Annotated in this window: 10 protein-coding genes; 1 reads left to right on the forward strand and 9 read right to left on the reverse strand. The window is 58.1% G+C overall.

Annotation, left to right across the window (positions count from 1 at the left end):
* Window positions 1-218: 218 nt before the first annotated feature.
* From WMO44_RS07555 to WMO44_RS07595, 9 genes are all read right to left on the reverse strand, one after another.
* Complete coding sequence (locus WMO44_RS07555) at window positions 219-1523, reverse strand: HlyC/CorC family transporter (RefSeq protein WP_349152257.1); 1305 nt, start codon at window positions 1521-1523, stop codon at window positions 219-221.
* Window positions 1524-1742: 219 nt separating this feature from the next.
* Window positions 1743-4355: an ATP-dependent chaperone ClpB gene (gene clpB / locus WMO44_RS07560; protein WP_055185512.1), complete on the reverse strand. Its 2613-nt coding sequence runs from the start codon at window positions 4353-4355 to the stop codon at window positions 1743-1745.
* Between the two features lie 367 nt (window positions 4356-4722).
* The gene (gene asnA, locus WMO44_RS07565) at window positions 4723-5736 is read right to left on the reverse strand and encodes an aspartate--ammonia ligase (protein WP_118657881.1); all 1014 of its coding nucleotides are present in this window, start codon (window positions 5734-5736) and stop codon (window positions 4723-4725) included.
* 185 nt (window positions 5737-5921) lie between these two features.
* Window positions 5922-6635 carry an ABC transporter ATP-binding protein gene (locus WMO44_RS07570; protein ID WP_055185514.1) on the reverse strand — a complete coding sequence of 238 codons (714 nt, stop codon included), beginning with the start codon at window positions 6633-6635 and terminating at the stop codon, window positions 5922-5924.
* Window positions 6636-6638: 3 nt separating this feature from the next.
* Window positions 6639-7478, reverse strand: a complete 840-nt coding sequence (locus WMO44_RS07575) for an ABC transporter ATP-binding protein (protein ID WP_118657882.1) — start codon at window positions 7476-7478, stop codon at window positions 6639-6641.
* On the reverse strand, window positions 7471-8499 hold the full coding sequence (locus WMO44_RS07580; protein WP_349152213.1) for a branched-chain amino acid ABC transporter permease: 1029 nt from the start codon (window positions 8497-8499) through the stop codon (window positions 7471-7473). The genes WMO44_RS07575 and WMO44_RS07580 overlap by 8 nt, the downstream gene beginning before the upstream one ends.
* A gap of 12 nt (window positions 8500-8511) precedes the next feature.
* On the reverse strand, window positions 8512-9390 hold the full coding sequence (locus WMO44_RS07585) for a branched-chain amino acid ABC transporter permease (protein ID WP_349152214.1): 879 nt from the start codon (window positions 9388-9390) through the stop codon (window positions 8512-8514).
* A gap of 154 nt (window positions 9391-9544) precedes the next feature.
* A complete protein-coding gene (locus WMO44_RS07590) occupies window positions 9545-10768 on the reverse strand; it encodes an ABC transporter substrate-binding protein (RefSeq protein ID WP_349152215.1) in 1224 nt (407 codons plus the stop codon).
* A gap of 273 nt (window positions 10769-11041) precedes the next feature.
* Window positions 11042-12463: an MATE family efflux transporter gene (locus WMO44_RS07595; protein WP_349152216.1), complete on the reverse strand. Its 1422-nt coding sequence runs from the start codon at window positions 12461-12463 to the stop codon at window positions 11042-11044.
* 364 nt (window positions 12464-12827) lie between these two features.
* Here WMO44_RS07595 and eno point away from each other — a divergent pair, with 364 nt between their 5' ends.
* On the forward strand, window positions 12828-14114 hold the full coding sequence (gene eno, locus WMO44_RS07600) for a phosphopyruvate hydratase (RefSeq protein WP_349152217.1): 1287 nt from the start codon (window positions 12828-12830) through the stop codon (window positions 14112-14114).
* The last annotated feature ends 647 nt before the right edge of the window (window positions 14115-14761 follow it).

The raw sequence follows: 14761 nt of genomic DNA on the forward strand, positions 1-14761 counted from the left end.
GGGCGTGTAGCCCTTGGCCCGTTGCGGGGTGGGTGGAGTCCAGAGGTAGGGAGGGGGGAGTCGGAACACCCCTCCCTACCTCTGGCCCAGCGGAGCGTCTTTGCGCGCTGAATACAATCAGAAAATTCCCCTGCAGAGCGCTCCAAACGCATTTTCACGGGAGAGGTCGTAACGAAAAACCGGCTGCCGCACGTTTTGTGCAGCAGCCGGTCAGTGTTTTATTTAGAGGTCATTCTGCCAAAGTGGCCTTTTTCCTCTTCGTCCTTTTTGGTGTCAGGCTTTTCTGCGGGGGTCAGACGCACCTCGGTCACGCGGCGCTTGGCGGTGCGGGTGACTACGCCGTCGTAGCTGCCCAGCGTAAAGCGGTCGCCCACCTTAGGCAGACGGCAGGTCTTTTCCTGCACCAGACCGTTCACTGTGTTGGAGTCGATGTCCTCGTCCTCCGGCAGACCCAGCCGCTCGTACAGGTCGTCCACGCCGGCGCTGCCCAGTACGATCCAGCTGCCGTCCGACTGCTTGCGGAAGTCCTCGGTCACCTCGTCGTGTTCATCCCAGATCTCGCCTACCAGCTCCTCCAGAATGTCCTCCAGCGTGATGATGCCCTCGGTGCCGCCGTACTCGTCCACCACCACAGCCATGTGATGGTGCTGCTCACGCAGGGTGCGCAGCAGCTGGGAGATCTGGGTGGAGCCGGTGGTGTAGAGGGTGGGCTTGACCAGATCCTCCAGCTTCACTTCCTTTTTCAGGCGTGCCATGTAGAAGTCCTTTTCATGTACCACACCAATGATGTTATCAATGGTGTCGTGGTACACCGGCAGACGGGAGTAGCCGGACTCCGCAAAGGTCTGCGCCACCTCTTCCAGCGGCAGATCGTCCTCCACCGCGATCACATCCACGCGGGGGGTCAGGATCTCTTCCACCTCCACGTCATCAAACTCGATGGCGCTGCGGATCAGCTCGCTTTCCCGGTCGGTCAGTTCGCCGTCGTTCTCGGCTTCGCTGACCATGGTCATCAGCTCACCCTCGGTAATGGTGTCCTCCTCGGTGCTGTGGACAAAGTGCCCCAGAAAGCGCTTCCACTGGCTGAACAGCCATGTCAGCGGGGTAAACACCAGCATCAGCAGGCTGAGCACCGGTGCAACTGCGGTGGCAACCGTTTCCGGCATCTCCTTGGCAAGGCTCTTGGGGGTCACCTCGCCAAAAATCAGCACCACCACGGTCAGCACCATGGTGGACACCGTAGCGCCTCGCTCTGCACCCAGCATCTTGGTGAAAATGATGGTGCCGATCGAAGCTGCGGCAATGTTTACGATATTGTTGCCGATGAGGATGGTGGAAAGCAGCTTATCGTATTTTTCAGCCATTGCCAGCACCCGGGCGGCAGAGGTATCGCCGTCCTCGGCGCGGCTTTTCAGGCGGATCTGATTCAGGGAAGAAAATGCGGTCTCGGAGGCGGAGAAAAAGGCAGAGAGTGCCACCAATACTACCAGCGCTACCCAGAGCGTCATACTGCCATCGTCCATAAAAAGGAAAATCACACTCAACTTTCTGTTTTGATTTGCCCCGTTCCGGCAACGCGCCTGAGCGGGTTTTGTCTATAAACTTTCTTACATACAAAAATGTGCTTTCCATCGTTGCTGTTTCCGCGATGAAAAGCACATCAATGTTACTTTTTATAATAGCATATTCTGCACATGGGTGCAAGCTTTTGGCCTGTTATCCGCGTACAAAACCGGTAAATTTTAACGCAGAACTAATGCACTGCCGTCATAATCCACCGTCAGGGTATTGCCCTCGGCATAATTGCCCTTGATGATGGCCTTGGCGATCAGGGTCTCCACGCGGCTCTGGATGAAGCGCTTGATGGGACGTGCACCATAAACACTGTCGTAGGCAGAATCGATGATGAAGTCCTTGGCGGCGGTGGTGACCTCCAGCTTGAGGTGCTTGCCCTCCTCCATGCGGTTACGCAGATCCTGCAGCTGCAGATCCACGATCTTGCGCATTTCGTCCTTGGTCAGGCTCTTGTAGTAGACGATCTCATCCAGACGGTTCAGGAATTCAGGACGGAACTTGCTCTTGAGCAGCAGGTCGATCTGGTGCTTTGCATCCTCGCTCAGCTCGTTGGAGCCCTGCGCACGGCGCTGCTCCAGATCGTTCAGGATGATGTCACTGCCCAGATTGGAGGTCAGGATGATGACCGTGTTCTTGAAGTCCACGGTACGGCCCTGACTATCCGTGATGCGGCCATCGTCCAGCACCTGCAGCAGGATGTTGAACACATCGGGGTGGGCTTTTTCCACCTCATCGAACAACACCACGCTGTAAGGTTTGCGGCGCACAGCCTCGGTCAGCTGGCCACCCTCTTCATAACCGACGTATCCCGGAGGCGCGCCGATCAGGCGGCTGACGCTGAACTTCTCCATATATTCGGTCATATCGATACGCACCATGTTGCGCTCGTCGTCAAACAGTGCCTGTGCCAGTGCCTTAGCCAGCTCGGTCTTGCCCACGCCGGTAGGGCCAAGGAACAGGAAGCTGCCGATGGGGCGGTTGGGGTTTGCAATGCCGGCGCGGCTGCGCAGAATGGCTTCGCTTACCTTGGTCACAGCCTCGTCCTGACCGATGACCCGCTGGTGCAGCACATCGTCCAGATGCAGCAGCTTCTCGCGCTCACCCTCCACCAGCTTCTCTACCGGGATGCCGGTCCAGCGTGCCACGATGCGGGCGATCTCCTCGTCGGTCACGCGGTCACGCAGCAGGCTGTCCTCCTTCTTGGCAGCAGCCACCTTTTCCTCTTCGGCCAGCTGCTTTTGCAGCTGGGGCAGCTTGCCGTACTTCAGCTCGGCGGCCTTGTTCAGGTCGTACTCGCGCTGGGCTTTCTCGATGGCGGCATTGGTCTGCTCGATCTGCTCACGCAGGGTCTGCACCTTGCCAATGGCGTTCTTCTCGTTTTCCCACTTTGCCTTCATGCTGCGGAACTTATCCTGCAATTCGGCAAGCTCCTTTTCCAGATCCTTCAAACGGCTCTGGCTCAGGGCATCAGTCTCCTTTTTCAGGCTCACCTGCTCGATCTGCAGCTGGGTGATGCGGTGTGCCAGATCGTCCATCTCGCTGGGCATACTGTCCATCTCGGTCTTGATCATGGCACAGGCTTCATCCACAAGGTCGATGGCCTTATCCGGCAGGAAGCGGTCGGTGATATAGCGGTCGGAAAGGGTAGCAGCGGCGATCAGGGCGTTGTCGTTGATCTTTACGCCGTGGAACACCTCATACCGCTCCTTCAAGCCGCGCAGAATGGAGATGGTATCCTCCACGGTAGGCTCATCCACCTGCACCGGCTGGAACCGGCGCTCCAGTGCGGGGTCTTTTTCGATATACTGGCGGTACTCGTCCAGCGTGGTCGCGCCGATGCAGTGCAGCTCGCCCCGGGCCAGCATGGGCTTGAGCAGGTTGCCTGCGTCCATGGCGCCGTCGGTCTTGCCGGCACCCACGATGGTGTGCAGCTCATCGATGAAGAGGATGATCTTGCCCTCGCTCTTCTTCACCTCGTTCAGCACGCTCTTCAGACGTTCCTCGAACTCGCCGCGGTACTTTGCACCGGCCACCAGAGCGCCCATGTCCAGGCTGAACACGGTGCGGTTCTTCAGGTTTTCGGGCACATCGCCGCGCACGATGCGCTGCGCCAGACCCTCGGCAATGGCAGTTTTACCAACGCCGGGCTCGCCGATCAGGCAGGGGTTGTTTTTGGTCTTACGGGACAGGATACGGATCACATTGCGGATCTCCTGATCGCGGCCAATGACGGGGTCCAGCTTCTGCTTGCGGGCAAGCTCCACCAGATCCTGACCGTACTTCTGCAATGCGTTGTAGGTGTCCTCCGGGTTATCGGTGGTCACCCGCTGGTTGCCGCGCACGGCGGTAAGCTGCTGCAAAAAGGCGTCCTTTTTCAGGTTGAAGGCGCGGAACAGCTCACTGGTGGTCTGGTCCTGCTCGTCCAGCAGGCCAAGGAACAGGTGCTCCACGCTGATGAAGTCGTCCTTCATGGCCTTGGCTTCGCGGGCGGCGGCGCTGAGCACCTTATCGGTGGCCTGCGAGATATAGACCTTATCGGGGTCACGGCCGGAGCCGGACACCCGGGGCAGCGCGGACAGCTTTTCCGCCACGGCGGCGGCAAAGCTGCCGGGGTCAACGTTCAGCTTTTGCAGCAGCTGAGGGATCAGGCCGTTTTCCTGCGCAGCCAGTGCGTGCAGCAGGTGGGCGGGCTCCAGCGCGTTGTGCTGGTACTCCACAGCCAGCTGCTGGGCTGCCTGCAAAGCCTCAAGGGTCTTTTGGGTATATTGATTGGTATTCATAAAGTCAAGCCTCCATTCATACCGGAAGGTTTATTTTAGCGGACGGATAAGTTCTTTGCTAACAACTCCGCGCCCGGCGGCGGCAGAGCCGTGATTGACTTGTATAGATGTTCTTCTTCATGGTTTTGCACACCTCCTGCGGAGCAGTCCGTTTTGTTTTTAGCACTCTATCTGCTCGACTGCTAAAAATATACTCCTATCCACCTACTTTGTCAATAGGGTTCACAAAAAGTTTGCAGAATAGACGCAAAACCATGCTTTTTATTTTAGGGTGTATCTGAACCTCCCATGAAAAAAAATTCAGCCAAGCCCGCGGGCTTGGCTGAATTTCAAATCAAAAGTATTTTTCCGCTGAAAAACGTTCCGCTTACAGCAGCGGGATGCCAGCCTTGGCGCAGGCTTCGCGGGTGGCCTTGTCCCACACGCTGGCCTGAACCTCACCGATGTGGACGCTGCCCAGCAGCAGCATGCACAGGCGGCTCTGGCCGATGCCGCCGCCGATGGTATAGGGCAGCTCGCCAGCCAGCACTGCCTTGTGGAAAGGCAGGGTACGGCGGTCGTCGCAGCCCGCCATGGTCAGCTGCCTGTCCATGCTTTCCGGGCTGACGCGGATGCCCATGCTGCTCAGCTCGTAGCTGCACTGCAGCGGGTCGTTCCAGAACAGCAGGTCGCCGTTCAGATCCCAGTCGTCGTAGTCCGGGGCGCGGCCATCATGGGGCTTGCCACTGCGCAGGGGTGCACCGATCTTCATCAGGAAGGTGGTGCCATTCTCCTTGACAAAGGCATTCTCCCGCTCCTTCGGGGTCAGATCGGGGTACTTATCCTCCAGCTCCTGTGAGGTGACAAAGGTCACGTTGGGGGTGTGCAGGGGCAGATCCTGCAGCTGGGGGAACATGGCGTGCAGGTTCATCTCGGTGGCGCACACCGCAGACACGATGCAGCGCACCACGTTTTTCAGGTAGGTCTCGTTGCGGTCCTCCACCGTGATGATCTTTTCCCAGTCCCACTGGTCCACATAGACCGAGTGGAGGTTATCCAGCTCCTCGTCCCGGCGGATAGCGTTCATGTCGCAGTACAGGCCCTTGCCCACGCGGAAATCGTAGTCCTTCAGCGCCTGCCGCTTCCACTTTGCCAGCGACTGCACCACCTGTGCCTCGGTGCCGCTGTCCTTGATGTCAAAGGTCACCTTGCGCTCCACGCCGTTCAGGTCATCGTTCAGGCCGGTGGAAGCCTCCAGAAACAGCGGTGCGGACACGCGGTACAGGTTGAGCGTGGCGCACAGGGTATCGGCAAACAGCCGCTTCACCGTGCCGATGGCGCGCTGGGTGTCGTACAGGTTCAGCGCAGGTTTGTAGTTTGCCGGGATGATGATCTTGCTCATAACGTTTACCCCTCATTCTGTGTGGTTTGCGCCCCGCTTTCCCTAGCCGGGGCGTGGCTTTTGCAAAGCCGGAATACTGCACCCATTATGGCACAATTTTTTACGAAAGTAAAGTGATAGCAGGAAAAAGCAGTTCCGAAACGCCCATGGGCGTTTCGGAACTGCAAATCAAACTATTTTTCCGTTTACCCGCCCAGATAGGCGCTGCGGACGCGCTCGTTGGTCAGCAGCTCGGCACCGGTGCCGTCCATGACTATGCGGCCGGTCTCCAGCACATAGGCGCGGTCAGCCACCGAAAGCGCCATCTGCGCGTTCTGCTCCACCAGCAGGATGGTCATGCCTTCCTTGTGGATGTCGCGGATGATGTCAAAGATCTCCTGCACCAGCAGCGGCGAAAGACCCATAGAAGGCTCGTCCAGCATCAGCATGGAGGCGTTGCTCATGAGCGCACGCCCCATAGCCAGCATCTGCTGCTCACCGCCGGACATGGTGCCCGCCAGCTGCTTGCGGCGCTCCTTCAGGCGGGGGAACAGGGTGAACACCTTTTCCTTGTTGGCGGCAATGGTGGAAGCGGGCTGAGTGTAGGCACCCATGTCAAGGTTCTCGTCCACCGTCATGTGCAAAAACACATGGCGTCCCTCCGGTACCTGTGCAAGGCCGCTTTCCACGATCTTGTGGGCGCGCACGCCCTTGATGCTCTTGCCTTTGTACAGCACATCGCCGGTGCGGGGCTTCAAAAGGCCGGAAATGGTTTTCAGGGTGGTGGATTTGCCCGCGCCGTTGGCACCGATCAGGGTGACGATCTCGCCCGCGTTGACGGTAAAGGAGATATCCTTTACGGCGTGGATGTTGCCGTAGTAGACGTTGATGCCGTCCACCTTCAGTAATGTATCAGCCATGGCTCAGCCCTCCTTTTTGCCCAGATAGGCCTCGATGACCTGCGGGTTATCGCGGATCTCGTCCGGGGTGCCCTTGGCGATGATGCGGCCAAAGTTCAGCACCGCAATGCCCTCGCAGATGCCCATGACAAGGCTCATGTCGTGCTCGATGAGCAGCACGGCAATGTTGAACTCGTCGCGGATGCGGCGGATGGTCTCGGTCAGCTCCGCTGTCTCGGAGGGGTTCATACCGGCGGCAGGCTCGTCTAGCAGCAGAAGCTTCGGGCCGGTAGCCAGTGCGCGCATGATCTCTAGCCGCCGCTGTGCGCCGTAGGGCAGGCTGCCGGCCTGCGCGTTGGCAAGGTCTGCCATGTGGAAGATGTCCAGCAGTTCCAGCGCACGCTCGGTGCACTTTTTTTCCTCTTTCCAGTAGTTCGGCATCCGCAGCAGGGAGGAAGCCAGATTATACTTCATGGACTCGTGCAGACCCACCTTGATGTTGTCGATGACGCTCAGCTCCTTGAACAAGCGGATGTTCTGGAAGGTGCGCGCCACGCCCATGCGGTTGACCTGATAGGTCTTTTTCCCGGCGGTGGGCATCCCATCGATCAGGATGGAGCCGCGGGTGGGCTGGTAGACGTTGGTGAGCAGGTTGAACACGGTGGTCTTGCCTGCGCCGTTGGGGCCGATCAGACCGGTGATCTCGTTGCGGCCGATCATCAGGTTGAAGCCATCCACGGCGGTCAGACCGCCGAAGTCGATACCCAGCTCACGCACGTCCAGAATGGGCTTTTTGTCCTTGTCGCGGTCGGTCAGAAAACCGCCGGAGGGAACACTGTGCAGTCTGGTCTTGAACTCACTCATGGTCAGCGGCCTCCTTTTCGGTATGTTTGCGGAACAGTTCGCCGTTCATGGCCTTTTCCACGATGCGGCTCAGGGAGAAATCGTAGCTGCCCAGCAGTCCGCCCGGGCGGAAGATCATCATCAGCACCAGCACCAGCGAGTAGACCACCATGCGGTAGCTCTCAAAGCTGCGGGTGGCCTCGGGCAGGATGGTCAGCACAGTAGCGGACAGGATGGAGCCCAGCATGGAGCCCATGCCGCCCAGCACCACCATGACCAGAATTTCGATGGACTTCATAAAGCCGAAGGTGGAGGGATCCAGCACGCCCAGATAGCAGGCGTACAGGCCGCCGGCCAAGCCTGCAAAGGCGGCGGAGAAGGCAAAGGCCATCACCTTATAATAGGTAGTCTGGATGCCGCAGCTTTCGGCGGCGATCTCGTTGTCGCGGATAGCCAACACGGCACGGCCGTGGCGGCTCTTCATCATGGCGTGGATGAGGAAGCAGGTGATGACCACGCACAGGAACACATTCCAGTAGTTGGAGTACTTGGGGATGTTCTTCAGGCCCTTTGCGCCGTAGAACAGCTTGAAGCCCAGCACATCATCAATGTTGTTCAAGGTGATGCGGATGATCTCGCCAAAACCCAGCGTCAGGATGGCCAGATAGTCGCCGGTCAGGCGGAGGGCGGGGATGCCGATGAGCACCCCGAACAGCCCGGCCATGATCCATGCCAGCACCAGACCGATAACAAAGGCAACGCCCTTGGGCAGGTTGGAATACTTCGTAAACAGCGCGCAGGTATAGGCACCTACGGCCATAAAACCGGCGTGACCCAGCGGCAGCTGCCCCAGATAACCGGTGGCAACGTTCAGCGAGACAGCCAGAATGATGTTGATGCCCACAGTCAGCAGCACCTTGTTCTGGTAGGTGGACAGCACATTCTGGGTGAGGAAGGAAAGCCCCACGAACAGCAGCGCCACCAGCACGGCGTTCATCAGGTAGCGCACGGGCATTTTGATGGTTTTACGGTTGGTTTTCATCGTTATGCCCCCTTACACCTTTTCCTGCACCTTGCGGCCAAGGAAGCCCGTGGGCTTGACCAGCAGCACGATGATCAGAATTGCAAACGTAACAGCGTCTTTCCAAGCGGAAAGGCCGATGGCGGAAATAAAGCACTCGCACAGGCCGATGGCAATGCCGCCGATCATGGCACCCGGAATGGAACCGATGCCGCCCAGCACGGCGGCAACGAAGGCTTTCAGACCCAGCATGGAGCCCATGGTGGGGGTAGCCTGCGGGTAGGAGCAGCAGTACAGCACGCTGCCGATGCCCGCCAGCGCCGAGCCCACGGCAAAGGTAAAGGAGATGGTGCTGTTGACGTTGATGCCCATCAGGCGGGCAGCATCCATATCCTCCGAGACGGCGCGCATGGCCTTGCCAAGCTTCGTCTTTTGCACCAGAAAGGTGAGCACCAGCATGGACAGCACGGTGACCACCAGCGTGATGATGGAGGTAAGACCCAGCGGCACCTTGCCCAGATGGAAGGTCTGGTTGGTGTAGTAGGCGGGGATCACCTTTGCACCCGAGCCGAGGATCAGCTCTGCCGTGTACTCCAGAAAGAAGGAGACACCAATGGCGGTGATCAGCAGCGAGATACGGGGTGCGCTGCGCAGGGGGGTGTAGGCGATCTTTTCGATCACCACGCCCAGCAGCGTACAGGTGATGATGGTGGCGCACACAGCGGTGACCGGGCCAAGACCCAGCTGGTTCATGACGAACCACGACATGTATGCGCCCACCATGATGACATCGCCGTGGGCAAAGTTCAGCAGCAGGATAATGCCGTATACCATGCTGTAGCCCAGTGCGATCAGTGCATAGATGCTGCCAAGGGACAAGCCGTTGATCAGCTGGCTAAAGAACACTGTCATGGTTGGATACTTCCTTTCTTTGCGGCGTTTACACTTTTTGATATAAAAAACGGAGAACGCCTGACCAGAAAAAAGCTGTTCCGGCGTTCTCCAGAAAATCATGGGGTTTGCTCTGTGCGGGCGGCTCCATCACCGGTGGATGGAACGGCGCAGATCAGAACATTTCCTTCAGCACGGGGGTTGCGCCGTCGAAGCACAGGATAGCGGTCTGCTTGACGGGGTTGTGGTGCTCGTCGAAGGTAAAGGTGCCGGTGATGCCCTCGATGGTGCCGCCGGCAATGGCGTCGATGACGGCCTGCTTGTACTCGTCAGAGCCAGCCTCGAGGCCCTGCTCCTCAGCTGCCTTGATGCCGTACACAACGGTCATGGCTGCATCGTAGCCCAGAGGTGCAAAGCCGTTGGGGTACTCCTCGCCGTACTCAGCCTTGTAGGCGTTCTCAAAGTCGGGGTTGGAGCCCTTTGCGTAGTTTGCGCAGAAGTAAGCATCCTTCAGCTGGTCGGCGGTAGCATAGCCCTCCAGACCATCCCAGCCGTCGCCGCCCAGGAAGGGAACGTTCAGGCCAATGCTCTCGGCCTGCGCAAGGATCTGACCCACGTCCTGATAGTAGTTGGGGCAGAACACCACCTCGGGACCCTTGCCCAGAATGGTGGTCAGCTGAGTCTTGAAGTCCACATCGCCCTCGGAGTAGCTCTCCTGATCGACGACGGTGCCACCCAGGCTCTCGAACTCGGTCACGAAATTCTCGGCCAGACCCTCGTTGTAGTCAGCGCCCTTCAGGAAGATAACGGCTGCCTTGGTGTAGCCCAGCTTCTTGTAAGCGTAGTCAGCCATCTTGATGCCCTGGAACGGGTCGGTGAAGGTTGCACGGAACACGTTGGCATTCACGGTGTCGGTCTCGGCATCGTAGGTGACAGCCTCGGCAGTAGCGGAAGCGGTGACCATGGGCATATTGTAATCGGCGCTCTCAGCGGCGACAGCCAGCGTCGGGGTGGTGGTAACATCGCCCACCAAAGCGGTGATGCCCTGATCGCACATCTTGGTAAAGCAGGTAACAGCCTGCGTAGCATCGCCCTGCTCGTCCATGGTGATGATCTCCAGCTGCTTGCCGTTGACACCGCCATCGGCATTGACTTGCTTCATGTACAGGCTTGCGCCGTTGATAACAGCCAGACCGTAAACGGAAACATCGCCGGTCATGGGACCCAGAACACCCACCTTGATGGTGCTGCCGGAAGCAGCAGCGGAACCGGCGGTAGAACCGGCAGCAGAAGAAGCGGCCGTGCTTGCGGAAGAACCGCCGCAGGCAGTCAGAGCGCTTGCTGCGGCAACAACACCGGCAGCAGCCATGAACTGACGACGAGTGATCATCTTTTTCATAAAAATCTCCTCCTTCGGAGTGTTCTATAAAGTAAATTGATAAAAACGGAAGCAAGGCCCTTCCCCTCTAAAGTGGCCTTGCTCCTGTTCTTATCTGTTATTATAGCTATCTGGGTTCAAATCCGCAATTCACAAACCGTCCATACTTTTGGGCGCATTTTCTCGGCTTTGTTGATACTTTATACAAAAATTAAAGCGCGATTTTGTGCACTATTTCAAATTGTTCATTTTGTTTATCTGTGAGATGAAATGGATTCACGGGTTGCAAAAAGGTTACAGTGTCTCCATCTCGGCGTCGGCGGCAAATTCGGCCTCGGCGCGGACTTCGGCGGCCTGTCCCTCGGCCTCGGCAACAGCCAGCGGCTCTGCCAGCGCCTTGCGGATGGCGGTGACGTAGAACACCATGGAAAGCGCCGTACCGATGCACCAGCCCACAGGCCATGCCATCCAGATGCCTGTGGAGCCCAGCGCGGTGGCGCTGAGCACGGCGGCAATGCCCACGCGCAAAATCAGGTCGGTGAAGGTGGCGATCATGAACCGCACCATCAGGCCGCAGCCGCGCAGGATGCCATCTGCCACCAGCTTGACCGACACCACAAAGTAGAAGGGAGAGAGGATGCGCAAGAACAGCATGCCGGTGTCAATGGCGGGGCCCTGCGGATCGTTCATGAACAGCAGCAGCAAAAAGCGGCCAAAGAAGAAGTACAGCACCACCAGCGGCACGCACAGCAGCCACACCAGATTGCGGCCCGCGCCAAAGCCCTCCTTGACGCGGTCCATCTTGCCGGCACCCATGTTCTGGGAGGTGTAGTTGGAGATGCCGTTGCCCAAGGTGGTAAAGGAGGTGATGACCATGTTGTTCAGCTTGACGGCGGCAGAGTAGCCTGCAATGACGCTGGCACCAAAGGTGTTGATGATGCTCTGCAGGATGATGTTGCCCACCGAGACAAAGCTCTGCTGCAGGATGCTGGGCACAGCCACCACGGCCACCTTGCCCAGCATATTCCACGAGAACAGCTGCACATGACCCTCGGTGCGGAAAGCGCGGATGCGGCGGAACACCACCACCATGGCCAGCACGCAGCTGACACCCTGACACAGGAAGGTAGCCCATGCCACACCGGCAATGCCCATCTTGAAACCGGCGACGAACAGGATGTCCACGCCGATGTTGGACAAAGAAGAGACTGCAAGGAAGTAGAAGGGGGTCTTGCTGTCGCCAAGGGCAGAGAAGATGCCGGTGGCAATGTTGTAGAAGAACATGAAGGGCAGACCCAGAACGTAGATGTCCAGATACAGCGCAGAGTCCGCAAGGATCTCCTCCGGGGTGTTGATGAGCTCCAGCAGGGCGTCGCAGCCCAGCAGACCAATGCCCATCAGCACGGCGCACAGCACGGCAGAGCCGATGAGGGAGGTGTAGACCGAGGTCTTCATCTCGCGGTATTCCTTTGCGCCAAAGTAGCGGGACACGATGACCGAACAGCCGATATTGCAGCCAAAGGCAAAGGCGATGAAGATCAGAGTGATCTCGTAGCTGTTGCCCACCGCAGCCAGTGCATTTTCACCGATGAACTTGCCCGCCACCAGACTGTCGGCGATGTTGTACAGCTGCTGGAAAATGATGCTGCCGAACATGGGCAGACAGAATTGCCACAATACCTGTGACGGCTTGCCCACCGTCAGATCCTTATTCATTGCAAAAATCCTCCTCTATAACGACTATAACTGGGAAAACAGCGTAAACGCCGCAACCAGTATAGAGCCGAACTGCCAAAAAGTAAAGAAAATTTTTGGTATATCTGCCATATAAAAAACGCATGGTAAGCATAACGTATCCCCGCTGCCGCAAGGGGGCAGACTGTAAACGGGTTTTCCACGGCGGTTTGCGCCCCCTGTTAAAAATTTAGGTCTGCAAACATCCGCCCCGGCTCTTGCACCGGGGCGCAAAGCGTGGTAGGATATTGGCAGTTAGTTATATATAACTATCTAAATAGAGCAGTTCTCCATCTGCCCGCCCGGGCAGTATGGGAGAGAAAATGATATTCAGGAGGGTTTCAAGATGAATTATCTGGAAATTGAATCTGTTGTAGGCCGCGAGATCTTAGACTCCCGCGGAAATCCCACCGTGGAAGCCGAGATCACGCTGGCGGACGGCACTGTGGCGCGCGGCTGCGCCCCTTCCGGTGCATCCACCGGCGAGTTTGAGGCGCTGGAGCTGCGGGACGACGACAAGAGCCGCTACTTGGGCAAGGGCGTGACCAAGGCAGTGGAAAACATCAACACGGTCATTGCGGACGCAGTGGTGGGCATGGATGCTTCCGATATTTACGCCGTGGACGCCGCCATGATCAAAGCCGACGGCACCAAGGACAAGTCCAATCTGGGCGCAAACGCCATTCTGGCGATGTCCATTGCAGCCTGCCGCGCAGCAGCTGCTTCGCTGGAAATGCCGCTGTACCGTTTTCTGGGCGGCGTAAACGGCAACCGCCTGCCCGTGCCCATGATGAACATCCTGAACGGCGGCGCACACGCCGCCAACACCGTGGACACGCAGGAGTTCATGATCATGCCGGTGGGCGCACCCTCTTTTAAGGAAGCGCTGCGCTGGTGCGCCGAGGTGTTCCATGCGCTGGCTGCCATCCTGAAGTCCAAGGGTCTGGCTACCTCTGTGGGCGACGAGGGCGGCTTTGCACCCAACCTTTCCAGCGACGAGGAGACCATCGAGACCATTCTGGCTGCCATCGAAAAGGCGGGCTATCTGCCGGGCAAGGACTTTATGCTGGCAATGGATGCCGCCGCTTCCGAGTGGAAGAGCCCCAAGGGCAAGGGCTTCTACAAGCTGCCCAAGGCGGGCACCGAGTTTACCTCTGCCGAGCTGATCGCACACTGGAAGAGCCTTGTGGAAAAGTACCCCATCATCTCCATCGAGGACGGTCTGGACGAAGAGGACTGGGAGGGCTGGCAGCAGATGACCCGCGAGCTGGGCGGCAAGGTGCAGCTGGTGGGCGATGATCTGTTTGTGACCAACACCGAGCGTCTGGCAAAGGGCATCCAGCTGGGTGCGGGCAACGCCATCCTGATCAAACTGAACCAGATCGGCTCTGTCTCCGAGACCTTGGAAGCCATCAAGATGGCACACAAGGCCGGTTACAACGCCATCAGCTCCCACCGCTCCGGCGAGACCGAGGACACCACCATTGCGGACTTGGCTGTGGCGCTGAACACCTGCCAGATCAAGACCGGTGCACCCAGCCGCACCGAGCGTGTGGCAAAGTACAATCAGCTGCTGCGCATTGAGGAGCAGCTGGGCGAAAGCGCCGTCTACCCCGGCATGGAAGCGTTTTAAGTAAGACGATTGGGAATGCCCTCCGCGCTGCTATGGGCATTTTCAGCGGAAATAGTATTTTGGATTTGTTGCTCAGAAACGCCTGCGGGCGTTTCTGAGCAACTTTTTCAGGGGAAGGGTCGTAATAAAAGGCATACGGCAGCCGAACCCTCTCAGTCAAAGCCTGACGGCTTTGCCAGCTCCCCCGAAAGGGGGAGCTGGCAAACGAATGTGAGCCTGAGAGGGTTTTCTTTCCAGTATTTACCACAACGGCATTTGCAATCCTGCGGCGGGCTGGTTCGTATATAAGGCAGACCGGCACCCGGCAGCAGCCGGGACGGAATGAAACGAAAGGAGCAAACCTTCCATGTTTCAAGGCCTTGGGCCGCTGCTCAACCTTTTGGGCGGCGGCAGCTTGACTAAGCTGCTTCTGTTTTTACTGAAGGGGCTGTTCGGCTGAAACGGACGGTCTGAAAGGAGAATACCATGCTGATCGTATTGGAGCATCTGCTGGGTCGGATCAACCTGCCCGGTATGTGGTGGATCATCTCTGAGCGCTGGCTGTGAGGTGACACCCCGCAAAGCCGCTGCACTTTTTGTGCAGCGGCTTTTTTGCTGTGCAGGACGGTCTGGAATGCCCCGCCGGGCTAAACGCTCTCAAGCGCTGA

It is taken from the genome of Faecalibacterium tardum (genome assembly GCF_040096515.1).
GTDB lineage: Bacteria > Bacillota > Clostridia > Oscillospirales > Ruminococcaceae > Faecalibacterium > Faecalibacterium tardum.

What these genes read in the sequence shown, in the direction of transcription:
- WMO44_RS07580 (WP_349152213.1), bottom strand. Translation starts at nt 8,499, where the DNA reads ATGAAAACCAACCGTAAAACCATCAAAATGCCCGTGCGCTACCTGATG.
- WMO44_RS07575 (WP_118657882.1), bottom strand. Translation starts at nt 7,478, where the DNA reads ATGAGTGAGTTCAAGACCAGACTGCACAGTGTTCCCTCCGGCGGTTTT.
- WMO44_RS07585 (WP_349152214.1), bottom strand. Translation starts at nt 9,390, where the DNA reads ATGACAGTGTTCTTTAGCCAGCTGATCAACGGCTTGTCCCTTGGCAGC.
- eno (WP_349152217.1), top strand. Translation starts at nt 12,828, where the DNA reads ATGAATTATCTGGAAATTGAATCTGTTGTAGGCCGCGAGATCTTAGAC.
- WMO44_RS07595 (WP_349152216.1), bottom strand. Translation starts at nt 12,463, where the DNA reads ATGAATAAGGATCTGACGGTGGGCAAGCCGTCACAGGTATTGTGGCAA.
- clpB (WP_055185512.1), bottom strand. Translation starts at nt 4,355, where the DNA reads ATGAATACCAATCAATATACCCAAAAGACCCTTGAGGCTTTGCAGGCA.
- WMO44_RS07590 (WP_349152215.1), bottom strand. Translation starts at nt 10,768, where the DNA reads ATGAAAAAGATGATCACTCGTCGTCAGTTCATGGCTGCTGCCGGTGTT.
- WMO44_RS07570 (WP_055185514.1), bottom strand. Translation starts at nt 6,635, where the DNA reads ATGGCTGATACATTACTGAAGGTGGACGGCATCAACGTCTACTACGGC.
- WMO44_RS07555 (WP_349152257.1), bottom strand. Translation starts at nt 1,523, where the DNA reads ATGGACGATGGCAGTATGACGCTCTGGGTAGCGCTGGTAGTATTGGTG.
- asnA (WP_118657881.1), bottom strand. Translation starts at nt 5,736, where the DNA reads ATGAGCAAGATCATCATCCCGGCAAACTACAAACCTGCGCTGAACCTG.